This window comes from Cognatishimia sp. MH4019 (genome assembly GCF_020177595.1).
Taxonomy (GTDB): domain Bacteria; phylum Pseudomonadota; class Alphaproteobacteria; order Rhodobacterales; family Rhodobacteraceae; genus JAHTBL01.
The window spans coordinates 291,281-312,519 of the sequence record NZ_JAHTBL010000004.1 but is presented as its reverse complement, the minus strand read 5'-3'; the positions used below and the strand labels follow the sequence as shown (position 1 = coordinate 312,519).

The 21,239-nt window shown below is 56.2% G+C and carries 29 protein-coding genes; 17 read left to right on the top strand and 12 right to left on the bottom strand.

Translation table 11 applies throughout. The features are described 5' to 3' along the window. Window positions 1–92 precede the first annotated feature (92 nt). From KUW67_RS09730 to KUW67_RS09710, 5 genes are all read right to left on the bottom strand, one after another. The gene (locus KUW67_RS09730; protein ID WP_224825091.1) at window positions 93–1,169 is read right to left on the bottom strand and encodes a DUF1513 domain-containing protein; all 1,077 of its coding nucleotides are present in this window, start codon (window positions 1,167–1,169) and stop codon (window positions 93–95) included. Between the two features lies 1 nt (window position 1,170). Then, window positions 1,171–2,163, bottom strand: a complete 993-nt coding sequence (locus KUW67_RS09725) for an imelysin family protein (protein ID WP_224825090.1) — start codon at window positions 2,161–2,163, stop codon at window positions 1,171–1,173. A 3-nt stretch (window positions 2,164–2,166) separates the two neighbouring features. Further along, complete coding sequence (locus KUW67_RS09720) at window positions 2,167–3,696, bottom strand: di-heme oxidoredictase family protein (RefSeq protein ID WP_224825089.1); 1,530 nt, start codon at window positions 3,694–3,696, stop codon at window positions 2,167–2,169. A 118-nt stretch (window positions 3,697–3,814) separates the two neighbouring features. Then, the gene (locus KUW67_RS09715) at window positions 3,815–5,077 is read right to left on the bottom strand and encodes an imelysin family protein (RefSeq protein ID WP_224825088.1); all 1,263 of its coding nucleotides are present in this window, start codon (window positions 5,075–5,077) and stop codon (window positions 3,815–3,817) included. A gap of 310 nt (window positions 5,078–5,387) precedes the next feature. Beyond that, complete coding sequence (locus KUW67_RS09710) at window positions 5,388–6,335, bottom strand: mechanosensitive ion channel family protein (protein WP_370634943.1); 948 nt, start codon at window positions 6,333–6,335, stop codon at window positions 5,388–5,390. A 150-nt stretch (window positions 6,336–6,485) separates the two neighbouring features. Here KUW67_RS09710 and KUW67_RS09705 point away from each other — a divergent pair, with 150 nt between their 5' ends. The 3 genes from KUW67_RS09705 (at window position 6,486) to KUW67_RS09695 (ending at window position 8,073) form a co-directional block, all read left to right on the top strand. After that, on the top strand, window positions 6,486–7,355 hold the full coding sequence (locus KUW67_RS09705) for a formate/nitrite transporter family protein (protein ID WP_370634942.1): 870 nt from the start codon (window positions 6,486–6,488) through the stop codon (window positions 7,353–7,355). After that, window positions 7,348–7,824: an MgtC/SapB family protein gene (locus KUW67_RS09700; protein ID WP_224825087.1), complete on the top strand. Its 477-nt coding sequence runs from the start codon at window positions 7,348–7,350 to the stop codon at window positions 7,822–7,824. The genes KUW67_RS09705 and KUW67_RS09700 overlap by 8 nt, the downstream gene beginning before the upstream one ends. Before the next feature lie 72 nt (window positions 7,825–7,896). Beyond that, a complete protein-coding gene (locus KUW67_RS09695) occupies window positions 7,897–8,073 on the top strand; it encodes a PLDc N-terminal domain-containing protein (protein ID WP_224825086.1) in 177 nt (58 codons plus the stop codon). Window positions 8,074–8,088: 15 nt separating this feature from the next. Here KUW67_RS09695 and KUW67_RS09690 read toward each other — a convergent pair whose 3' ends face one another. After that, a complete protein-coding gene (locus KUW67_RS09690) occupies window positions 8,089–8,817 on the bottom strand; it encodes a Crp/Fnr family transcriptional regulator (RefSeq protein WP_224825085.1) in 729 nt (242 codons plus the stop codon). Window positions 8,818–8,917: 100 nt separating this feature from the next. On the opposite strand from KUW67_RS09690, the gene KUW67_RS09685 reads away from it, so the two are divergent. Continuing rightward, window positions 8,918–9,244, top strand: coding sequence for a hypothetical protein (locus tag KUW67_RS09685; protein WP_224825084.1), 327 nt, complete (start codon window positions 8,918–8,920; stop codon window positions 9,242–9,244). A 111-nt stretch (window positions 9,245–9,355) separates the two neighbouring features. Further along, on the top strand, window positions 9,356–9,853 hold the full coding sequence (locus KUW67_RS09680) for a Dps family protein (RefSeq protein WP_224825083.1): 498 nt from the start codon (window positions 9,356–9,358) through the stop codon (window positions 9,851–9,853). Window positions 9,854–9,981: 128 nt separating this feature from the next. Here the strand turns inward: KUW67_RS09680 and KUW67_RS09675 are convergent, their stop codons facing one another. Then, window positions 9,982–10,794 carry a response regulator gene (locus KUW67_RS09675; protein WP_304522392.1) on the bottom strand — a complete coding sequence of 271 codons (813 nt, stop codon included), beginning with the start codon at window positions 10,792–10,794 and terminating at the stop codon, window positions 9,982–9,984. Between the two features lie 99 nt (window positions 10,795–10,893). Between KUW67_RS09675 and KUW67_RS09670 the strand changes: the two genes are divergently transcribed. The 6 genes from KUW67_RS09670 to KUW67_RS09645 all read left to right on the top strand — a co-directional run bounded on the left by KUW67_RS09670 (window position 10,894) and on the right by KUW67_RS09645 (window position 15,841). Beyond that, window positions 10,894–11,061: a NepR family anti-sigma factor gene (locus tag KUW67_RS09670; protein WP_224825081.1), complete on the top strand. Its 168-nt coding sequence runs from the start codon at window positions 10,894–10,896 to the stop codon at window positions 11,059–11,061. Further along, window positions 11,058–11,618 carry an RNA polymerase sigma factor gene (locus tag KUW67_RS09665; protein ID WP_224825080.1) on the top strand — a complete coding sequence of 187 codons (561 nt, stop codon included), beginning with the start codon at window positions 11,058–11,060 and terminating at the stop codon, window positions 11,616–11,618. Before KUW67_RS09670 ends, KUW67_RS09665 begins: the two co-directional genes overlap by 4 nt. Further along, window positions 11,615–13,345, top strand: coding sequence for a sensor histidine kinase (locus tag KUW67_RS09660; protein ID WP_224825079.1), 1,731 nt, complete (start codon window positions 11,615–11,617; stop codon window positions 13,343–13,345). The genes KUW67_RS09665 and KUW67_RS09660 overlap by 4 nt, the downstream gene beginning before the upstream one ends. 3 nt (window positions 13,346–13,348) lie before the next feature. Further along, the gene (locus KUW67_RS09655; RefSeq protein WP_224825078.1) at window positions 13,349–14,899 is read left to right on the top strand and encodes a phospholipase D-like domain-containing protein; all 1,551 of its coding nucleotides are present in this window, start codon (window positions 13,349–13,351) and stop codon (window positions 14,897–14,899) included. A 74-nt stretch (window positions 14,900–14,973) separates the two neighbouring features. Continuing rightward, window positions 14,974–15,174 (top strand): CsbD family protein, encoded by a 201-nt coding sequence (locus KUW67_RS09650; protein WP_224825077.1) that lies wholly within the window; start codon window positions 14,974–14,976, stop codon window positions 15,172–15,174. Window positions 15,175–15,247: 73 nt separating this feature from the next. Continuing rightward, a complete protein-coding gene (locus KUW67_RS09645) occupies window positions 15,248–15,841 on the top strand; it encodes an exopolysaccharide biosynthesis protein (RefSeq protein WP_224825076.1) in 594 nt (197 codons plus the stop codon). Window positions 15,842–15,919: 78 nt separating this feature from the next. Here KUW67_RS09645 and KUW67_RS09640 read toward each other — a convergent pair whose 3' ends face one another. After that, window positions 15,920–16,084 carry a DUF1328 domain-containing protein gene (locus KUW67_RS09640; RefSeq protein ID WP_224825075.1) on the bottom strand — a complete coding sequence of 55 codons (165 nt, stop codon included), beginning with the start codon at window positions 16,082–16,084 and terminating at the stop codon, window positions 15,920–15,922. 147 nt (window positions 16,085–16,231) lie between these two features. Between KUW67_RS09640 and KUW67_RS09635 the strand changes: the two genes are divergently transcribed. Both KUW67_RS09635 and KUW67_RS09630 read left to right on the top strand, forming a co-directional pair. Beyond that, window positions 16,232–16,564, top strand: a complete 333-nt coding sequence (locus KUW67_RS09635) for a YqjD family protein (RefSeq protein WP_224825074.1) — start codon at window positions 16,232–16,234, stop codon at window positions 16,562–16,564. A gap of 1 nt (window position 16,565) precedes the next feature. Further along, on the top strand, window positions 16,566–16,916 hold the full coding sequence (locus tag KUW67_RS09630; RefSeq protein ID WP_224825073.1) for a hypothetical protein: 351 nt from the start codon (window positions 16,566–16,568) through the stop codon (window positions 16,914–16,916). Window positions 16,917–16,991: 75 nt separating this feature from the next. On the opposite strand, the gene KUW67_RS09625 is transcribed toward KUW67_RS09630, so the two are convergent. After that, a complete protein-coding gene (locus tag KUW67_RS09625) occupies window positions 16,992–17,159 on the bottom strand; it encodes a hypothetical protein (protein ID WP_224825072.1) in 168 nt (55 codons plus the stop codon). Between the two features lie 166 nt (window positions 17,160–17,325). On the opposite strand from KUW67_RS09625, the gene KUW67_RS09620 reads away from it, so the two are divergent. Together KUW67_RS09620 and KUW67_RS09615 are read left to right on the top strand one after the other, a co-directional pair. Then, a complete protein-coding gene (locus tag KUW67_RS09620) occupies window positions 17,326–17,973 on the top strand; it encodes a PRC-barrel domain-containing protein (protein WP_224825071.1) in 648 nt (215 codons plus the stop codon). Window positions 17,974–18,254: 281 nt separating this feature from the next. Continuing rightward, on the top strand, window positions 18,255–18,461 hold the full coding sequence (locus KUW67_RS09615) for a hypothetical protein (protein WP_224825070.1): 207 nt from the start codon (window positions 18,255–18,257) through the stop codon (window positions 18,459–18,461). Between the two features lie 3 nt (window positions 18,462–18,464). Here KUW67_RS09615 and KUW67_RS09610 read toward each other — a convergent pair whose 3' ends face one another. Further along, entirely contained in the window at window positions 18,465–19,430 is a 966-nt protein-coding gene (locus tag KUW67_RS09610) for a cupin domain-containing protein (protein WP_224825069.1), read from the bottom strand. A gap of 161 nt (window positions 19,431–19,591) precedes the next feature. Between KUW67_RS09610 and KUW67_RS09605 the strand changes: the two genes are divergently transcribed. Both KUW67_RS09605 and KUW67_RS09600 read left to right on the top strand, forming a co-directional pair. Beyond that, entirely contained in the window at window positions 19,592–20,014 is a 423-nt protein-coding gene (locus KUW67_RS09605; RefSeq protein WP_224825068.1) for a hypothetical protein, read from the top strand. Window positions 20,015–20,119: 105 nt separating this feature from the next. Beyond that, window positions 20,120–20,590 carry a Dps family protein gene (locus tag KUW67_RS09600; protein ID WP_224825067.1) on the top strand — a complete coding sequence of 157 codons (471 nt, stop codon included), beginning with the start codon at window positions 20,120–20,122 and terminating at the stop codon, window positions 20,588–20,590. On the opposite strand, the gene KUW67_RS09595 is transcribed toward KUW67_RS09600, so the two are convergent. Further along, a complete protein-coding gene (locus tag KUW67_RS09595) occupies window positions 20,587–20,829 on the bottom strand; it encodes a DUF1289 domain-containing protein (RefSeq protein ID WP_224825066.1) in 243 nt (80 codons plus the stop codon). The genes KUW67_RS09600 and KUW67_RS09595 overlap by 4 nt on opposite strands. Window positions 20,830–20,870: 41 nt before the next feature. Continuing rightward, window positions 20,871–21,032, bottom strand: coding sequence for a hemin uptake protein HemP (gene hemP, locus KUW67_RS09590; protein WP_224825065.1), 162 nt, complete (start codon window positions 21,030–21,032; stop codon window positions 20,871–20,873). Window positions 21,033–21,239 lie beyond the last annotated feature (207 nt).

Genomic DNA, 21,239 nt, shown 5'->3' with positions numbered 1-21,239 from the left:
ATTTCAACCATGAGGTGCTGCGTGGTGGTCTTGGGGCCACTTTTTTACGCGGCGTCAGGCTGGCAAGCGAATTGTCGAGTGAAATGATGCGGTTAAGTGGAGCTTTCTCGGATGGCGACCAAATGGTTGTCCCAGCGCAGACCCGGCACCGGGGTGGTGCGCCCGGATAGAAAGCGGATCGCACCTGTTCCTGAGGTAACAACAAGACCGTCGCGCGTTGTCGCGACCCCGCAGACATCTGCCATTTGCACCTGATCCTGTAGCGTCGCTGTTTGGGTGTCGAATAACTGAACCCGCCCACCACGCGGGGAGGTGACTGCGAGCTGCAGACCACTGGTCGAGAACGCGACGCTGCCGATATAGCCGCGCATGGCGCGCCAGTCGGTGCTGGTCGCTTGCGCCAGACGTGGCGCTGTTCCGCGCTTGTGCAGAGCCAGAAGTGGCAGGTCTGTGATGTCGCCTTGCCGTTGCATCGCGAAAGCAACCTCCCCGCTGGCAGAGACGGCCAGATGGCGGATGGAGTTCTTGTGTAAGTCTGCCGTCAGTTCGATCTGTTCCGAAACCTCGCCTTGGTCGATATAGCTCAGATTCGGGCGCATCGTGGGCAGGTTCAGCTTGCTGCGCCCGCTATCCGGATGGGTTTCGATACCGCCATTGGCGACAACAAGCGTGTCTTTTCCGGGTAAACGCTTGATGTCATGGGGGCCGATGCCGCCGCTTGGGATTTCGGCGATGCGGCGATAGTTTTGGGTGGCGTCCCAAATGCCGATCCGGCCTTCACCGGCTTCAAAATCATTTTCGGTTGTGTAAAGTCGTGTGCCGTCTTGGGAAAAGACGCCATGGCCGTAGAAATGCCGCCCGGTCGGTGCGTTGAGTGTCGCACGGACGTCACCAGTGCGGCAGTCGATGACTAGCGCGAAGGTGCCGGGACGGCGGGCAAAAGCGACAGCCTCGGGGCGCGTGGGATGCGCGGCGGCGGCATGACCACGCGTGGGCAACGGCAGGCGAAAGAGCACGTCATGCGCGGCGCTGATACCACACAGCGCATAACCGCCATCAGGCAAACCCGCCGCAGACAGAAATGCAGGACCGCCCAAATCGGCCCATGAGGGACGCGGGGTGAGGCCGGTAGCAAGAAGCCCTGCAAGAACCTGACGACGCGTCGTCATTCTAGTCACCGTCCAGCGCGTTGAACCCGGCGGAAACGCCCAAGTGGGAGGCCAGATCAAGACCAACGGTCAGGCGGATCGCTTCGACCGCGCTTTGCAAGGCTTCGACCCTAAGACGGGAAGCGGGATCAGCGACGCCTGCAAAGCTGGGGTCTTGAATGCGCCCCGCGACTTCAAGGGCTTTTGTGAACCGCTGATCAAGGGTGCCTTGCAGCTCAGGCGCGTCTGACGCCAAGGCCAGAGCTAGCGATTGCAGCGCGCTCAGCGACAGCTCTACATGGCGCAAGGAGCGATCTGACCTGCGTGCTTCAGCCCGCAAAGGACGCGGTTTGTCGAAAGTGCCGAGCGGTCGGCCCAAGCGCGTTTCTGATGTGAACTGCAAGCCGGTGCTGAGCGCTTTGAACAGCTCTTGCGTGACCTCCTGATCGGTGCGGTACGGGCCATCGGCGGAGGGGTCGATCAACTTGGTTGCGTAGCTTCCATGCCAGTCCTGCGCGATAGCGCGTGTTGTCAGGGCGATGTCAGCAGTCATCGTCTGGATCAGTTGGCAGCGATACTCTGGCTTGCCTGCGTCGGTGAAGGCGGGATCATAGAGCAGGAACTCAAGCGCATAAAATCCGCGCGCAGCGATGGAGACGTCGCGATAGCCTTGCGCCGTCTGGGCAATCGGGTCGCTTTGGCTGATCAGCTTGGACAGCGCTTTGGGTGTCGCGCCCCGACTATCGGGCCAGAAGGCCAGCGCGAAGGCGCGGTCGTCCGTCTCGGTCGGGCCGAAGCGCAGATGGCTGATGGTGACCCACGCATCAAACGCGGTGCTGTAGGCGTCCTTCAAGGGCATGCTTGGCGTGCAGTTCTGCCTGGCGGTCTTGTGCAGTGTCTCTGCACGTTCGGCCAGTTGCGTGACACCGGGCAGGATCTGGGTATCGACGATCTGCCGCGTGTCCGCGAGTGCGGCCAACGGCATCAGAGCCAAAAGAAGAACGATGAGTCGCATGTGTTAAAGGCTTTCCAAAAAGGCGATCAGCGCGGCACGGTCCGCAGCAGGCATGGAGATAACGGCGTCTTTCTGCGCCTCGGCCTCACCCCCATGCCAAAGCACGGCTTCCAGCAAGTTTCGGGCGCGCCCGTCATGCAAGAAGTACGTATGGCCGCTGACCCGTTCTGTCATGCCGATACCCCAAAGAGGTGGCGTGCGCCATTCGCGGCCATTGGCGCGGGCTTCGGGACGATTGTCGGCAAGCCCTTCGCCCATATCGTGTAGTAGCATATCGGTGTAAGGCCAGATCAGCTGAAAGCTCTGTTCTGGCTGGTCTTCAAGCCGGTGGGTGACGAATGCGGGTTGGTGACAGGCGACGCAGTTGGTCTCGTAGAACACTTGCTTACCACGCAGCACCTGCGGGTCATTGACGTCTCGGCGGGCAGGCACGGCAAGGTTCTGGCTATAGAATGTCACCAGATCCAGCCCTTCGGCGTCAATTTCGGTCACGCGGGTATCTCCGTCGCCATGGGGTGCGTTTCGACAGTCGGTTTGCGCTTGGGTGCATTCCGCCCATGCGTTCGGGTTCAGCGGATTGGAGATGCCGATATCGCCAGCAAACGCCCCGGCGGATTGCTCTTTCACTGTCGGTGCGCCAGCCTTGAGGCCAAAACGACCCAGCATGGGTTGGTCAAATTCGGCAGACCAGATGATATTGGGTCGGCCCGAGATGCCATCGCCATCGGCGTCATCCGGATCGGCCAGCGCAAGGATGTCGGCCGCCGGGATCGCCTCCAGCAGGCCAAGGCCGATCATCTGTGGGGCGACGCGCGGGCTGAGCATCGCGTCGGGGTGCAGTGGCCCATAGCCCAGATCGGCGGCGGTGTAGGTTGGGACGCGCAGGCTGGCGCTTTCCCCTTCTGACAGCTCGAGGCGTTGCTCTTCATACGCGATCTGCAGGCTGTATTCGGCTGGCATTCCGGCAATGCCAAAATCTTGCATCTGCGTGCCGTAAACCGGGTCGGGCAATGTCGCGATATAGTCTTCGATCTGGGCCATGCCATCGTCAGGGCCACCGGGGATCGAGATGCGCAGAAACATCGAAATGGAGTTGGTGTCATTCAGCTCTGGCGGGTGGCCGCGCCCGTCCTTGATATGGCAGCGCTGGCAAGAGCGCGCATTATAAAGCGGGCCAAGCCCGTCTGACGCCATCGTTGAGGAAGGGGACGAAACCCAGAGCTTCTTGAACAGGCCGTTGCCAACCTTAAAGGTCAACTCATCCTCGAACGAGATATTGCCAGAGGGCTGCGAGAACGCATCGGCGTTATTGCGTGCCCGAACGGTGGCCGCGCCTGCGGACATTTCCTCGAACGGAGCTGCGGTGGTGAAATCGTCGGGCGGCGTCAGAACCTTGGCAATGCGTGCGGCCTCGGCTTCGGTCCGGGGGATGATATTCAGATGCGGCTCAAGCGTGACATCGGCAACCGCGGTGCTGGAGAGCAAAGCGCCGCAGATTGTCAGAACGGCAAGAGAGTGGAAGCTGGCGGGCATGGGAGGACCACCTTGATGCGTTAAATGTTGAGCAATGCTGTGGTCAAAAACCTCAGCATCACATGAGCGCCGCCCGACCATTCGAGGCAGTCGGGCGACATGTTTTGACTGGCGCTTTTTATTCAAAAACCGCGTCGGGATTGTCGAGGCTGTCAGATCCTTCAAACTCAATCGCGTCGGCACCAAGGGTAGCGACCACACGTTCGATCGACCGTGTCTGGTCAATCAGTCCGTTGACGCCGCCCATGATCAACGCCTCGCCCCCTGCATTGCCCTGCTCCAGCATTTGGTCATAGGCAAAACCTGCCTCTGCTGCGGTCTTGATGCGGCCAAGCGCCATCATCGTGTCTGACAGTTTGCTGCGCATTTCAGCGTCCAAGGCGGGGTCGGCTGCTGCAACCATGCCCGACAGCGACGCACCCGAGACGAGTGTGCCGTCAATGCGGACATATTCTCCCAGATAAACATTCTGGATACCCAGCCCGTCATAATAGTGGCTGTTATGGGTGTTGTCGGAGAAGCAATCATGCTCTTCCTCGGGGTCGTTCAGCATCAGGCCAAGGCGCATCCGTTCGCCAGCTTGTTCGCCGTAAGACAGCGAGCCCATGCCGGTCAAAATGGCGGAAATCCCGGCATCTTCGTTCTCGGTCAAGGTCGCGCGGGCAGTACCCCCCTCGACCCATTGCGCGGCCATCCAGTCAAGATCCGAGACCAGCAGGTCGGTCGCCGCTTTGAGATATTCCGCGCGGCGGTCGCAATTGCCGCCGGTGCAGGCGTCGCCTGAGGCGTAGTCGGTCCATGGGCGATTGCCCGCGCCGGCGTCATGGCCATTCAGGTCCTGACCCCATAGCAAAAACTCTATTGCGTGATAGCCGGTCGCGACATTGGCCTCGATGCCGTCAGCTTCGTGCAGGGTCTCTTCGAGTAAGGCAGGTGTAATCTGGGCAGCATCAACATCCGAGCCGGACAGGCTGAAGGACGGGTTCGCCACGACATTCAGCACCGCAAACTCATTCTCGTCGGATGGACCTCCATAGGTGCCATCGACATAGTCGATCAGACCTTCGTCAAGCGGCCAGGCGTTCACCTTGCCTTCCCAATCGTCGACGATGGCATTGCCGAAGCGGTAAACCTCGGTCTGTTGATAGGGGACGCGCGCGGCCAGCCAAGCGGCTTTGGCAGCTTGCAGCGCCTCGGCTGAGGGATCAGCGATCAAGGCGTCGACGGCGGTTTGCAGACGTTGGGCCGTGGTCAGGCTGTCGGCATATTTTGCAGCGGCGATATTGGCGTAATTGTCCAAAACGTCGGCCTTTTCCACGGCGAAGGCCGGGGTCGCCAGCGCAAGCGCGAGTGGGGTTAGCAAAAGGGGGGCGGTCTTCATCGGGTTCTCCTTGAGGAAGCACTTGGAATGGTGGGTGTGCTGCAGGACAAGCATCGACCGTAATCGCGTCCAGTTGGACAGCGACTTGGCCAAAGTGGATTTGGAAGACAGGATCAGGTGCATCGCGATGCCAAGCTTGAAAAACAGCGTCGGGCTTTCGGCTTGGGATGCAGAATGGCTAGACTATACGGCCCTATTTCTGAGTAAAATAATCAGATAAATCAATAGCAGAAAAGTCGCAGGGGTATTTTTGGGGCTGAGGCAACGGAAAGACCCCACCCGTCATGCAACGGGCAGGGTCTGAAACACCTTATTCAGCGGCGATGGACTGATCATCCTTGTCATCGCGTTTGTCGTCCACAAGCGAGATTGCGGGCGTCTCGTGCACCAAGGTGCGTGTGGGGAAGGGAATGTTGATATCAGCCGCATCCAGCGCCTCTTTCACCTTGCGCTTCATGTCGGCCTGATACTGGAAGTAATCGCTGGAACTACACCAGACCCGCACCAGAAAATCGACACTGCTGCCGCCCAGATTATTCACTTGAATAAACGGCTCAGGATCGGAGTGCGAGCGGTCATCGGCCATGATCGTGTCGTGAATTACACGTTCTGCATCGGCCAGATTAACCCCGTAGCCAACGCCAAATGTCCACTCGGCCCGGCGCGTGGGATACTCAGAATAGTTCTTGATCGTGTTTCCCCAAACCTCGGAGTTTGGCACGATCACCTTCACATTCCCCAGGCTTGCGATCTCGGTATAGTTGAGCGTGATTTCCTTGACCGTGCCCATCACGTCATTGACCTGAACGAAATCTCCGATCTTGAGGGGGCGAAAAAGGATAATCATCACACCTGCGGCGACGTTGGATAATGTGCCTTGCAAAGCCAAACCGATCGCCAAGCCTGCCGCACCGATAACAGCGATAATAGAAGTCGTTTGAACGCCAAATGTGTTGAGCACGAAGAGCGCGGTGAAGGCGAGGACCGTGTATCTGGCAATGTTGCCCAAGAAGATGAAGAGCGTGTCATCCAGCGTGTCGTGATCTTCGCCCAGCTGACGCACCCGGCGGCGCAAGAAGCCCGACACCATGAAACCCAGCAGAATAATCGCAATGGCGGCGATGACATTACCGGCAATGCCGAGCAAGGCCTCCAACGTCAGAAGATCAGCGACGGATCTGCCGTCGTAAATCTCCATCGTAAAAATGCTTGAAAACCAGTTTGCGGCGTCTTCGGTGACAGCTTCGATTTGTTCCATGGGTCCTCTGTAGGTCTTGTCAGAAATGATTGGTGTGAACGCTTTAGGATGAGGAAAGTTCCCTGCCATGGTCGATGCCGCGAAGAAATTTCGCAACCAAATCAAGCGCTGCGCGTTGAGAGGGGCTTTACGCGAAAAGGACAATGACACATGGCAATCGACCCCGCGCAGGACCGAGACGCATTAGATCAACGGGACGGCACGCTTGAAGAGACAAATGACGAGATGTCGGTCGAACGCGCCTCAAAGCTCGCTCCGAAGCTGATCTATGAAGTGATCCGGCGCGACGGGGAGGAAGAGCTTGAGCGCACCAACCGTGCATTGATCTGGTCGGGAATCGCTGCGGGTATCATGATCAGTTTTTCCGTTGTCGGAGAGGCCATCTTGCGCACCTATCTGCCAGACACACCATCGCGATATCTTATTGAAAATCTGGGATATTCACTGGGTTTCCTGATCGTGATCCTTGGTCGGATGCAGCTTTTCACCGAAAACACGATTACGACCGTCCTGCCGGTCATTCATACCGGCGATGGCTCAATGTTGGGTCGGATGATCCGCCTTTGGGGAATTGTCTTGGGGGCCAATGTCGTCGGTGCATTCGCGGTCGCCACGCTTTATGTCTACACGCCTGCGCTGCCGGCCGAGATTACCCCCGCTATGATGGAGTTGTCGCGCCACGCAACAGGTTTCGCCCCGCAAGAGGCATTTTTCCGCGCTATTCCCGCAGGCGTTCTGGTGGCGTGCATCGTGTGGATGCTGCCGCAAGCCGAAAGCGCATCCTTCTTGCTGATTGCCACATTCACATGGTTGATCGCGGCGGGTGACTTTACTCATATCGTCGCTGGATCGGTCGAAATGGCCTATCTGATGGTGCAGAATGACCTATCATTCGCAGACGCCATGACCCGGTTTTTCCTGCCGGTGCTGGCAGGCAACGTGATCGGCGGCACCGCGATTTTCTCGTTGATGGCCTATGGACAGGTCAAAGACGAGTTGAGCGAAACGCGCCATGATTGAGTTTGCCGACTTTGCTTTGCGCGCGACTGTAGCCTTGGGTCTGGGCTTTCTGATCGGGGTCGAGCGCGAGATGAAAGCCAAACCACTTGGGATTCGCGCTTACATGCTCGTCTCTCTGGGATCGGCAGGCCTGATGATGGTGACGCTGAATTTCTCGCTAAGCTCAGTGGCGAGCGACCCTGCGCTTAGCGTTGACCCCACCCGGCTGATCCAAGGACTTGTCGGCGGGATCGGGTTTCTTGGAGCAGGCGCAATTATCTCCAATTCTGGTGACGGGCGATTACGCGGTGTCGGCAGTGGCGCGGCGATCTGGGGCGTTGGCGGGATCGGCATCGCGTGCGGGCTGGGTTTTCTGATGGAAGCGACATTCCTTGCGGTGCTGAGCTTCATAATCTTGTGGGGATGTGACCGGTTGCAAGCCCATGGCGATTTGCCGGATGGGGACGATGACGAGACCCGCACAGACTAGCGATGTCTGACCAAGGCGCTTATCTATGAAAGCGTTGGGCGCGGTCGCGCCAACCTGCAATGGAGGTTTGAGATGGTAGAGATCGCTGGGCTGGGGAGCCTGATTTTATTGGGCCTGAATATCTGGGCTTTCATATCTATCGTCGGCTCATCCGTCAGCACCGGTGCGAAAGTATTGTGGTGTTTGCTTGTGCTGATCTTGCCGCTGCTGGGCTTCATCATTTGGCTGGTTGCAGGCCCGCGCAGTTAGGCGGGCTAAACTGCGTCAGATAAAGGGGCGTTTCGGCAGTGGTTCAAATTCGGTAAGTGCCACTTCAGCAAGCATCTCGGGGTCATTGACTTGCAGCACGCCATTGGACCAGGCGGCCAGTTGACGGTCACGCAGTTTCGCGAGCGTTTTGTTGGTATGAACCAAAGACAGGCCTAGCGCATCTGCGAGATCCTGTTGCCGGAAAGGCAAAGGCATTTTGGCCTGTCGGACCAACGCAAGCTGTTCGCCTCGCTGGAAAAGTTTCAATAGTGCCCAAGCGACGGCCTCGATTGCCGACCGTTGACCCACAGTTGCAAGGGAGCTGCCCAAAAAATGCTCCTCGACTGCAGCAAGCCAAGTGATGTCGTATCCCCGCGACGGGTTTGACTTGAAGAACTTGAAAAAATCGCTGCGGTCAAAAACACACAATGTCATGGCGGTCGTCGCTTCGACAGAATGGCTCATTTCACCCATGACGCCAGCCTGCAAGCCGATGAAATCACCGGGAAAGACAAAATTTATGACCTGACGTTCGCCATTGGGCAATGTCGTATAACGCAGACCCATTCCGCGTAGCGCAGTATAGAGTTGTGGCGCGTTCGTGCCTTCCATCATTACAGGCGTTCCGGGATCGACCATCAATTCCCCTGATTTAAAACGCTGTGTGATGCGGCGATCCTCAGGACTGACATCTGTAAAGAGCGTGCTTTTGTGGAGCGGACAGCTTTCGCAATGCGTGGCCATGATCAGAAATTACCTCTCGTTGCTACGTCACAGTTTAATGCGCATGACGTCGAAGGGTTCCATAAAGAGGTCTCTTTATCCGCGTCCTGGATCAACTCCTGTGAATATTCTTCTGATCGAAACCGATCCGTTTGTACGGACAGACATGCAAGAGGCCCTGCGCGCTGCGTTTCCAGGGGTCAATTTGCTATCGGTGGAGACTTTGGATGGCGGCGATTTCCCCCAAGGATCGCCGCAAATCATCATTCTAGATACGCCCATGGACGAGGTGCAGACCAATCAGCGAATCGCGGCTTGGATCGCGTCAGGTTCTCAAATCGTATTAACGAATGGCAGCTCGGTTCCGCTGTCGTTGCCAGAGGGTAAGTGGCGAAAGGTCGACCGCCCGTTCACCGAACAGATGCTGCTTGATGCGCTTGATTGGTAGGGTCAGCCGGACAACGTAAGTGATCTGTCGCCAGAAAAACCTGCGCTGTGACAGGAACAGTTCCCTCTTTCTCGCGTTTAGAAAAGACTCGAATGAGAAAGGAGATTTATCATGGCAAATGCCCTGAAAGTCGCACCCCAGACCGATGAAGTTCATTCCGGTGTGAAGGACGTCAAGCCAATCACTGACGGTTTGGCTGATGTATTGGCGGACACGTATCGCCTGATTTTCAAGACCCACGCGTATCATTGGAATGTGGAAGGTCCGCTGTTTTATTCGATCCATAATCTGACCGAAGCGCAGTACGAGGACATGTTCGAAGCTGCCGACGATTTGGCAGAGCGTATTCGAGCGTTGGGTCAATTTGCGCCGATGGCGATGAAGGATATCATGGCGCGTTCCGCAATTGACGATAAGCACGAACTGCCGACAGCGGGGGAAATGTGTGAAGATCTGGCCGCCGATCACGAACGGATCGCACATCGCCTGCACGCATTGATCGAGCTTACGGAAGGGCGTCATGACCCGGTCACCGAAGATTTGGCGACAGCGCGGTCAGCCTTTCACGAGCAAGCGGCGTGGATGCTGCGAGCGATTGCAAAGACCTAAGAAATTGTCCCGCAGTCAGCCCACCTGACTGACTGCCCATTAACTGCCCCGCCTTTCGGCGGGGCTTTTTTTAACAAAAAAGCGCCCCAGATATCTGGGGCGCTTGAATTTCGGATAACTAGAAACGATCAGGCTTTGAGCGTTTCGGTTGATGAGAAGAACATCGCTTGGCTCACCGCTGACCGTACCTGCGCCTCTGAATATGGCTTGGAGATCAGGAAAGCCGGTTCGGGACGTTCCCCGGTTAACAAACGCTCGGGGAAGGCAGTGATGAAGATCACCGGGCGGTCGCCATGTGCGGCGAGGATATCATTGACCGCATCGATGCCAGAGGAATTATCGGCTAGCTGAATATCCGCCAAAATCAGATCGGGACGCTCTTTATTGGCAATATCCACTGCGCCAACGCGTGTGCGCGCGATCCCCGTCACCCGATGGCCCATGTCGGCGACGACATTTTCCAGATCCATCGCGATAATAGCCTCGTCCTCGATGATGAGGACGCGGCCCGCGATAGCGTCTTCCATCTCGCGGCGCGCGACGGACAGCAAATGGTCTGCTTCGGATTGGTCGATATCCATGATCTCGGCAACTGCCTGAACATTGAATTCTTCGATTGTGTGAAGCAGCAGCGCCTCGCGCGTATTCTCGGTCAACTTGGCCAGATGCTTTTGCGCTTCGGCGCGCAAACCCGTCTCGTTATGTTCGATGGGTGCGCCTGTGCTTTTCCACAATGTGTGAAACATCTTGAACAGGCCCGTTTTTACGGTTGAAGCAGCGTCGATCACACTGCGATCCTCAAGAACAGCTTCCAGCGTTGCGGCGGCATAGCGATCGCCAGTGTCTTGGTCCCCGGTCAGCGCGCGGCCATACCGGCGTAGAAACGGGAGCGCTTCACTGATGGCGGCTGTGAAATCCTGAGAAGTTGTCATGTCCGACATCCTTTTTTAAATTTTATGGAACCAAACGCCCAATGTTGCAGTTAGTTCCCGTCAGTGTTCAAATTTTTGACGACCGATTGAGGAAGGGATAAGCCAAACATGGCGCAGGATGAGAAAAGGCCAAGAGGCGAAGATACCATTGATGCGAATTTAAAGCGCGTCTACGACGAAACCTTGAAGGAAGACGTTCCTGATCGGTTCAAGGATCTTCTCGCTCAGCTCAAGGCGCAAGATGCGCCCGGCAATGGGAGCAACAACGCAAAATGAGCACGCCTGATCCCAAAGACGAGCTGGTAGACCATCTGCCGGCAATGCGTGCCTTTGCGATGTCGCTGACGCGCAATTCGGCGACAGCTGATGACATGGTGCAAGACACTTTGGTCAAAGCCTGGACCAACATCGAAAAATTTGAGGTGGGCACGAATATGCGGGCCTGGCTTTTTACCATTCTTCGCAACACATATTATTCCAGCCGCCGCAAAACCAAACGCGAAGTGGCAGATGTTGATGGCGTCTTCACCGAAAGCCTGTCGCAAAAGCCTGACCATGACGGACGGCTTCAGATGACTGACTTCCGTGCGGCCTTTGTGCAATTGCCGGATGAACAGCGCGAGGCACTGATCCTTGTTGGTGCATCCGGCTTTGCTTATGAAGAGGCGGCCGAGATGTGCGGCGTGGCCATCGGCACGATCAAAAGTCGGGTGAATCGCGGGCGGGCCAAGTTGGCTGAGTTAATGCACATCAATGAGAACGAGGCGATGGAGCTGACAGACGATGCGACCATGGCTGTCGTTGCCTCGCGGGTTAATGGCGGAATGAGATGACAGAGCGCGTCGCCGCGCATCAACGTCTGACGACGCGCGTTCTGTTTTTTCTAACCCTTGCTCTGGTGCCGCTCGGCGTTATTGGCGTTGTGCAAAACCAACGCTTGGGTATGGAAGCAGAGCTGCGATCCGATCTATCCCTGCGCGCATTGACCGAAACGGCTGCATCAGGTGAGCGGCAATTGATCCAACGCGCTTTCGGAGCAACTCAGGCTTTGGCCAACTCAATCGAGTCGGTTTTGGATGATCCAGAAGTCTGCCAGAATTTTCTAAAGCGATTTTTGCGATCCGACGAGAAATTCGCTTTCGTTGGGTTCATTGAGCCCGATGGAAGCAGTGTGTGTTCGACTGCGGATATGGCCTTGGACTATTCGGAAGAAGAAAGCTTTCAAAAGCTGCTCGCCGAACCCAAGCCTACGGTCGATGTCTTGCTGGATGACCCCACCACTGAGATGAGTGTGCTAACGCTGACCCAGCCAGTCTTTAATGGAACCGGTCTGAAAGGGTTCATGCTGGGCGCGCTTCCTCTGCGTGATGTCGTCGAATCCGAGGATTTTCTAGGCGAGGCGAACCCGGTGACGTTGGTCACCTTCAATCACGAAGGCACTCTGCTGTCGTCTGAAAGTGGGCGTCTACAAGCCGAACGTAAATTGCCCAGTAGTTTCGCTCTCTCCGAGCTTGCCCATGGTGAGTCGCGGACGTTTACAGACACACATATGGACGGGGATGAGTTGGCCTATGCCGTGATCCCGATTGTCCCGGATGTGGTCTATGCCCTCAGTTCGTGGAACACTGACGAGACGTATAACGACCCTGACGCGGCTGCTTGGTTAAACATCGCGCTGCCCTTCGTGATGTGGCTGTCCAGCCTCTTGGTGGCATGGTTTGTCATTGACCGTTTTGTCATCGCCCGCGTCACGCGTTTGAACAAGGCGATGCGGCGCTTCTCGCAAGAGCGCACCGTGCCGGAATTTGGTCAAAATCGCGGCGCTCCTGCGGAGTTGCTGATGATTGAAGACGGTTTTCGCAGCCTTGCCGAAGATCTTATCCAAGACGAAGCCGAGCAAGAGCATCGCCTGCGCGAAAAGTCGATCCTGCTCAAGGAAGTGCACCATCGGGTTAAGAATAACCTGCAGATCATCTCGTCGATCATGAACATGCAGATTCGCAAGGCCCGCTCACCCGAGACGAAGTATGCGCTGGGTCAGGTGCAAGACCGGATCATGGGGCTTTCGGGTGTGCACCGGACGCTTTACCAAGCCGAAACGCTGACCCAGATCAGCGCGGCAAAGCTGATTGAACAGATTGTTGAGCAAAGTCAGGCCATCGGGACGCGCGATGACCGGAAAGTCACGCTTAACCTTGATCTGGAGCCTGTCATTGTTTTCCCCGATCAAGCGGTTCCTTTGGCAATGCTGGTCTCGGAGGCGTTGACAAATGCAACGAAATATCTGGGCGCAGCTGAAGGAGAGACGGCGCATCTGTCAGTGCATCTATCGCTCTCCGAGGAAGAGACTGCGCGCCTATTCATCGAAAATACGCGTAATCCGAATACGGTAGCGGCTGAGGCGCCGGATGATTTGTCGACCGGGCTGGGGCAACAACTGATCCGTGCATTTGCGACCCAGCTAAATGGTGAGATCGAGGTCCATGAAACACCTACCAGCTACGCCATCGAAACGCGCTTCCGTGTCGAGGATTTTCGCGACGAGGTCGTGGATTACTGATCCATGACACATGCACAACCGCTCCGATCCTGTCAGATCCTACTTACCGCCCAAGAAGCGTTTACAGCTTTCGAGACGGCCGTTCTTGAGGCCGAGACCGACGTGCTGGCCGGGTTTCGCATCTTTGATTTCAGCACCAAGCTGCGCAGTGACGCGGCGCGCGCCATCGGCGAAGACTGGTTTGACCTGGTGCGCCACAAGCTCGATCAAGGGATTCGTTTTGATCTGACCGTGTCCGATTTCGAACCCGTTGTGCGTTGGAAATTGCACGGCACGGCGTGGCGCGCGGTTCGACGTGGGGCTGCGTTGCGCGAGGTCACACGGCATCCCGATCTGATCCGTGTTCGGGCCGAGATGCATGGCGCGCGCGTTGGAAGCTTTGCCAATTTTGCGATCTGGCCCAAAACGCGCAGCCTTCTGAAAGAGATTGCCGCGCATTATAATGGTCTTGCCAAACCTGACCAAGCGCGCTTTCGGACAGAGCATCCAGCGCTTGATGGGCCGTTACGCTTTCAGGATGGCGCAGCGCAGGTGCCATTTTGGCCAAGCACGCAGCTAATGCCCGCGACCCATCATCACAAAATTGCAGTGATTGATAGCAAGCATGTCTATGTCGGCGGGCTTGATTTGAACGAGCGCCGCTATGACACGCCTGATCATGATCGTGATGGCGATCAAACCTGGCACGACGTCCAGATGTTGGTTGGCGATGCTGATCTTGCGCAATCCGCCAAGCGTCATCTGGACAGTTTCACAAAGGTGACCCGAGGCAAGAAAGCCGCGCAGGCTTTGCCGCGTCCGTTTCTGCAAACGGTATCTGCCCCGAAGACAAATGCGCCGTTTACCATGTCTGCGCTTCCGAAAATCCAAACTCTGCGCAAAGCGCATTTGGAAAATATCGCGCAAGCCAGCGACCTCATTTATCTTGAAACGCAGTACTTTCGCGATCGCGAGGTTGCGGATGCGCTTTGCACTGCTGCAGCGCGCCGTTCGTCCTTGGGGTTGGTATTGATCCTGCCCGCTGCCCCTGAAGATGTGGCTTTTGAAGGCTCTCGCAGCCTGGACGCGCGCTATGGCGAGTATCGGCAGGCGTCCTGCGTCATGCAGGTGGCTGACGCGTTCAAAGAGCGCGCCTTTATCGGTGCACCGGTTAAACCTGAACGTGCCGCAGGCACTGATCGTGACGTTTTGCATCAGGCGCCGTTGGTTTATCTGCATGCCAAAGTGTCGATCTTTGATGACCGTGCAGCGATTGTCTCTTCCGCCAATTTGAATGGGCGCAGTCTGAGCTGGGACACAGAGGCTGGTGTCGAACTAACCGTGTATGACACCGTGCGCCATCTCAAGGAGCGCTGCGTCCGCCATTGGTTGCGTGACGCTGACCCGGACCCGTTTCTGGGGGGCATCGACGCTGTGCAAAACTGGCGACGTTTAGGCGATACGAATGCCGCGCGCGCGCCTGAAGACCGTCGCGGCTTCTTGGTCCCTTACAATGTCGCGCCAGCACGCCGGTTCGGCAAGAACCTGCCGGGCGTGCCTGAGGAAATGGTCTGACGCATAACGCGCACGGAACATTTCAGGGCCGTCTGGGGTTGAGTGGTTAGTAATCATCAACATAGGAGAGCGAGATGAACTGGGACCAAATTAAAGGCAAATGGAAACAGATCAAAGGTGACGTTCAGTCCGAATGGGGTGAATTGACCAATGACGAAGTCGACCGTGCCGAAGGCGATCGCGAGAAGCTCGAAGGCATCATTCAAGCCAAATACGGCAAGAGCAAAGAAGAGGTCCGCAACGAAGTGGACAACTGGATGAAAAAGGTCGCCTGATGCGACCTGTCTCTTAGAGACTTCAAAAGGGCCGACCGGCGGGTCGGCCTTTTTTGCTGCGAAGAGAGGTGTCATGCGAAACGCAGAACCGATCACCGAAATCGTTGATACGCTGGAAGACGCCACGCGGGAGAAAAACGCGTGTCTCGGCGATATCTTGGGGTCGTTCGGCGCAGCGGCGTTTTCGCCGTGCTTGCTGACGGTGTCTTTGTTTCTTGTTTCACCTCTAAGCGGCATTCCGCTTTTCTCAAGCCTTTGTGGTATATTGATTTTTCTGATTTCTGTGCAGGGCGCATGGGGGCGGAAGCGCATCTGGGTGCCGCGCCGTCTGGGTGCTATCGAGATCGACTCGGACCGGTCCGAATGGACATTGCGCAAGGCTCGCCGGGCCGCTGAATGGATCGACAAACACTCTCATAATCGCCTTCTTGTTTTGGTAACGCCTCCGGCTTCACGGGTGCTTTACAGCTTTTGCGCAGTGCTTGGACTTATCCTGCCGTTCTTGGAGATTGTCCCGATGTCGTCGAGTTTGATTGGAGGCGTCGTCGCATTGATTGCGACCGGACTTCTGACACGCGATGGGGTGATTTCGTTGATTGGTCTTCTCGCTTTGCCGCTGGCTGCGCTCCCTCCTGTCGCTGCATATTCTGCGCTGCTTGGCGGTTGATTAATTCGTACCTGGCATAGAAAAAGGGCCGCGCATTTTACTGCGTGGCCCTTTTCTTGTGTGCGTTGTTGTAAAGTGTCAGCGTCCGCGCGCGGCTCGTGCGATCAACGAGACTGCGAACAGCACCAAGAAGATCACGAACAGAATCTGCGCGATGCCAGCAGATGCGGACGCGATGCCACCAAAGCCGATGACGCCTGCGACGATTGCGACGACAAAAAAGACGAGTGCCCAATAAAGCATTGTTTTTCCTCCAAAAGGTTACGGCCAGATGGCCCAAGATGAAAAATAAACTCACGCCAGTGCCGTGCAGTTCCCAAGTTTTTTCAGGGAACTTCCGAAGGCAGCAATGCGTTCATTTCTCAGACACGCAACGCAAAGGAGGCCGTCATGGCGAATACATCGATGACAAATGGCAAAGCAAAAAGTCCCAACACCGGTGATCTGGCAGAGCAGATCAACACCATCAAATCAGACATTGCAGAACTGACGTCGCTGATGGCCGAGATGGGGACCGCGAAAACCGAAGACGCCAAGGAGAAGGTGCGCGAACGCGTTGAACAAGCTCGCGATGTTGGCGCTGCTCAGCTGGCCGACGCACAGGTCAAAGCGCAAAAACTTGGCGCAGAAGCCAATGATTTTGTAACACGCCAACCGGCGACTGCGCTTGGGATCGCAGCCGGCGTCGGTTTCCTGATTGGTATGCTGGGTTCGCGGAAATAATATGCTCAGCGCAATTGAAAACGCCTTTGCCCGGGCCGGCCGTCGCGCCGCCCTGGGCATTTGTGCGTCTATCCTTATCGCCGTCGGCATCGGTTTTCTGACCACCGCTGGCTGGATCGTACTAGAAGTTGCTTTTGGCGCTCTCCAAGCGGCTCTGATTATCGCAGCCATATATAGTGGTGTCGGTTTGGTGATCATTGGTGTTTTAATGAGCTCGGGAGATTCCGAACAAACGCCGAAACCGGAAACTACCGAAACCGCCGCAAAAGCCGTGACAGCGCCACCTCTGGTAGAGGCCTTTCTTTATGGCTTGCAAGCTGGCTCTCACGCATCAAACGCGCGCCGCAGCTAAATAGTCGCTCTTTCAAACAAAAAAACGCCCCGCTCCTATGTGGAGCGGGGCGTTTTCATTTGATTGTCAGATCGCTCAGTAGTCTGCGCGGCGATGGTCGTTGCTATCCGCTGCAAGACTGGACTTGGGAGCATCGTCATCAGCCATGCGTTCTTGTGTCTTCTTCTTCGACGTCAACGCGAAGATAAGCACGGCAACAAAAGTTACTCCAACGAGCCCGGCGACAAAAATATCGATATTCATTTTCTCGTCCTTTCGTTGGCTGTTCAGTTGGACAACGGGCGACTCACCCCAAAGGTTCCGGAACTTTCTCAAAAGACATTCGTTGAGTTGCAGGAGGTTACGTATGCTATTTTCACTCGGAGATCTGGCGCGATATGACGCGCAGATAAATGACAACAGCTATCCCGTGAAAGATGTATTCTTCTCGATCGCGGATGGCACATTGGCCTTTCTGCTGGTCGATACTGGAAGCTGGCTTCAAAGCGATACCGTGCTGATATCCAGCAAAATGATTTCCGATATTTCGATTGAAGATCGATCTATCGAACTTGATATCACCGCCGCTCAGCTTGAGGCTGCGCCGGTCTGGAAAGAAGACGACACTATTTTCTTGGACGCTATGCCGCCGGTTGTCGTCGGTCCTTTTGGCAACACGATCTCGCCCGCGATGATGGCGGCTCTGATCAGACAGCGTCGGCAAGAGCAAGACAGCAGTGTTGCAGAGGAGCTAATTGATGATCTTGATCAATTCACGACGATCCAAGGAACTGATGTGTTCGGCACTGACGGGGAACTCGGCAATCTGGTTGATTTCCTCATGACACCTGAAGAACGTAAAATCACGCATATGGTGATCGATAACGGCAATGTTTTGCCCGGTCGTCAGCTTGTCATCCCTTTAGAAAAGCTGCGCCATAAAGCAGCCCAAGATACTCATCTGGTGCTGGATTTGACCTCGAGCGAATTGGCCGATGCGCCACAGCTTGAAGCGATCAACCGGGTAAACCGGAATTGGCTGGATGATTTGCGCAGCTATTACGGGTTGCCGATCTAGGCGTGACGCCCCACGGATACCAACTGCCCAGACCACTTCGGGCGTTGGCGTACCGGTTTCTAAATTAACAAGAAAAACATCGACGCGTTGGCTTATGGCCAGCGCGCCGCCATCTTCGAGACGGGCTCACCAGTAATCATTGACGATTTGGGCCTTGATGCCATCGGTCAATTACACGCGCTGCGGCGCTTTGTGCTTATGGGATCCTGAAAAATCGTTTGGTGAGAATCGATTAGGATGTCAGAAAAGTAACAGGGAGACGACAGAACCTGGGGATCGCCATGTCTAACTTTCAAAAGGTCGAACAGGACCTTGCCAGCGCCATTCTGCAAATGCGGGATGATCAGCTTATGACGCTTTTGCGCGGGCAGATTGCAGATCAAAAGCTCAGCTCTGTTGTGCAGCGTCTCAATTCGTCTGTGCTGGACGGCACTCCAAAAGAAAGTGAGCAGGCCCGCGATGCGCTGGGCCGGCTCGGATTTATTTAGCGCCTAAACCGGCAGCGTCGGACCTGCGGGATCATCGGTGCTGCGAATCCGATAAAGGCTTGCCTCGCCGGTCATCGAAGGGCGCAGACTGCGCGTGACGCCGGGCGGTACAGCGCAGGTATCGCCGGGGTTCAACACGGTTTCACCGCCCTCGTAACTTAGCTTCCAGTGACCGCGCACAGGCATGAGAACTTCGTGCGTGTCCGTGCTGTAGCTGTCATCTGAAATGGAGCCGCGTGCGAGCAGTTCCACTGTAAAGCCGGGTTTGTCGCGCAGCATGCCGGTCTCTGAGATGACATCGGCGGGCTGGCGGTCGGCCAGCGCCATCATATCCCAATAACGCGCGACATAGTTGGGGATGACATCTGCCGTCGTGGGTTCAGGCATACGATCCAAAACAGCTTGATCCAGCAAGGGCATCGGCGCGATGCCATCGGGTAGCGTTTCGCCCTTCTTGGTATCATAGAGCTTGCCATTTTCGCCCAGAACCAGCCCGTGATCGGCTGCATCCTCGATCACTTGGGGGGCCCAGAGAACACCGCCACCCGCATCGTCGCCACCGAGGATCGCCATGATCATCCCGTAATCGGTGCCGATATTCTCGAACCCGCGAAAAATGCCGGTGGGGATGTTGAAGATATCGCCTTCCTCCAATACGACCTCGCCCGCGTTGCCCCAGCGGCCCCAAAAGAACCGCCAGCGGCCCTTGAGAACGAAAAACACTTCTGCGGTCGAATGCGTATGAAGCGAGTTGCGGCATTTTGGAGGCTGTCCAGCGGCCCCGATGTTAAACCCAGGCGTGTCACGGATATGGACATGCTGATCGGCACTTTCCGAGACGCCGCCGCCGATGATCGTAAAGTTCTCTTTCTGATCACTGCCAGGGGTGTGGGCGTCGATAAAGGCGGTCTTGCAGGGCACCAGATCGCCATAGCGGACGATTCGAGCTTCCATATCTGCGGGGGTCATCATGTATCTCCGTATGCTGTCGCGCAGAGACTACTCTGATTGAATACCTATGCAATCCCTTTTTTGTGGGGCTTTTGGCCGAACTGCGTCACCTCGACACTATGCAGGCAGCCATAATCTTATTATTTTAATCAGGAATAATCCGGGTAAGATTCTTTACTATGGCCTTACATGCAGTTTCTCTGAACGAGCCAGTCGTTTTGAAGTCAGTGCAGCGCACGATGCTGCTAGACGAGACGAAACGCACGACATTGGTACCGTTACGGCATTTGCTGCGGGCCTCGCGCATCTCAGGGCGGGTCGACAGCTATTGTGTGTGCGCTGCTGTGGGTTGTGGCATTGCACTTCAACGCGAGATTTTAGCGACGACGCTGATGCAATTACTGCGCGACACATGGGGGCAAGCGCCGGTCGTGTTTCATCCAACAGTTCATGTTGCCTCTTTCGATGAGGCCTGGTTGCTGTCGTTGATTACGGCGATGCGTGACGATGATACCGACAGTGCTGCGTTCCTGCTTGGCTCGCGCTTGCCGAAATACACGCACCGGATGGTCTTGTCGCTACTCGCCCAGCTCGGTTTTTAGAATTATTCTAAAAAACTACTTGGCTTTCGATTGAACTCGCTTATCTTTAACGGGAAGCGAGCCAGCCGTCGCCAGCCAGCTGATATTTATCACGAGGATACCACAATGACACAAACTGCTGCGAACCTGAGCCCCGACGCCACCACTGCAATTGCGGAGGCTCTGAATCAGTCGGTTGCCGAGACGGCTGTCACCACCATGCTGGCGCAAAACTTTCACTGGAACGTGACGGGCATGGGCTTTGGCCCGCTGCACGCGTTGTTTCAGGAAATCTACGAAGATCATTTCGTCGCCCAAGACGACTTGGCAGAGCGGATCAAAGCGCTGGATGCCCACGCCGAAGGCATGCTTGCGGGAATGCTCAAGCGCTCAAAGGTGACCGAGCATGACGGGCACGCAGATGATAAAACCATGATCAAAGCAATGATGGATGCGCAGGTCACGTTGGCTGCGACGCTTGGCGGTGCCGGTGAACTGGCTGCCGAGCATGGCGATACGTTGACCGAGGATTTGTGCATCGCGCGCGGTCAGACCCACGAGAAATTCGCCTGGATGCTGCGCGCGCATCTGCGCTAAGCGGCGGGGTTTTTGGCCCCTTTCTTCCGGCACTTCTTGGCATAGGCCTCTGCCCAGTGCTTATATTTGCCTAAAGCGTCTTGTTGAGACACCAGCATGTGCACGAACGCCTGCTGGTGTTTCGCTTTTTTAAGCTGCTTGAACAGCGATTTCTGGGGCTTCGTCATCGAACAGCCGATGCAATGGCCCTGACGTTTGAACTTGCAGACGTCAATGCAGGGGCTTGGAACTTTCGACATGGCGACCTTGGCTAAGCGCGGAGTGTCCGCGTGTGGCGGGGTTACTTGGTGAGGATCAGTTTCCCCGCACGGGTGATGCGTAGGGTGTAGATTTGGTCTTTGAGAACGATCCGGGCCAGCCCGTCCTGTCCTGTGAGGTCCTGCGCATCATAGCTGGGCGTGTCATCGACCAGTTGCGGTGTGGGGGCGGGGCGTCCGGTCATCATCAACCCCATGATTCAATCCGGTCCAGGCTGCGGGCCAAACGGCGTTCGGTCGGGCAGAGGCCTGTGTGGGTGGCCTCGATCAGGGCGCGCCAGAGGCGGCGGGTCATTGGCGTTGTCATGGTCTCTCCTGTTGCGCTATGGCTCCGGGCTGACCTGAGAACAGGGTGGCTTGGATGGATTCTCTAACACGATCCAAGATAGGGA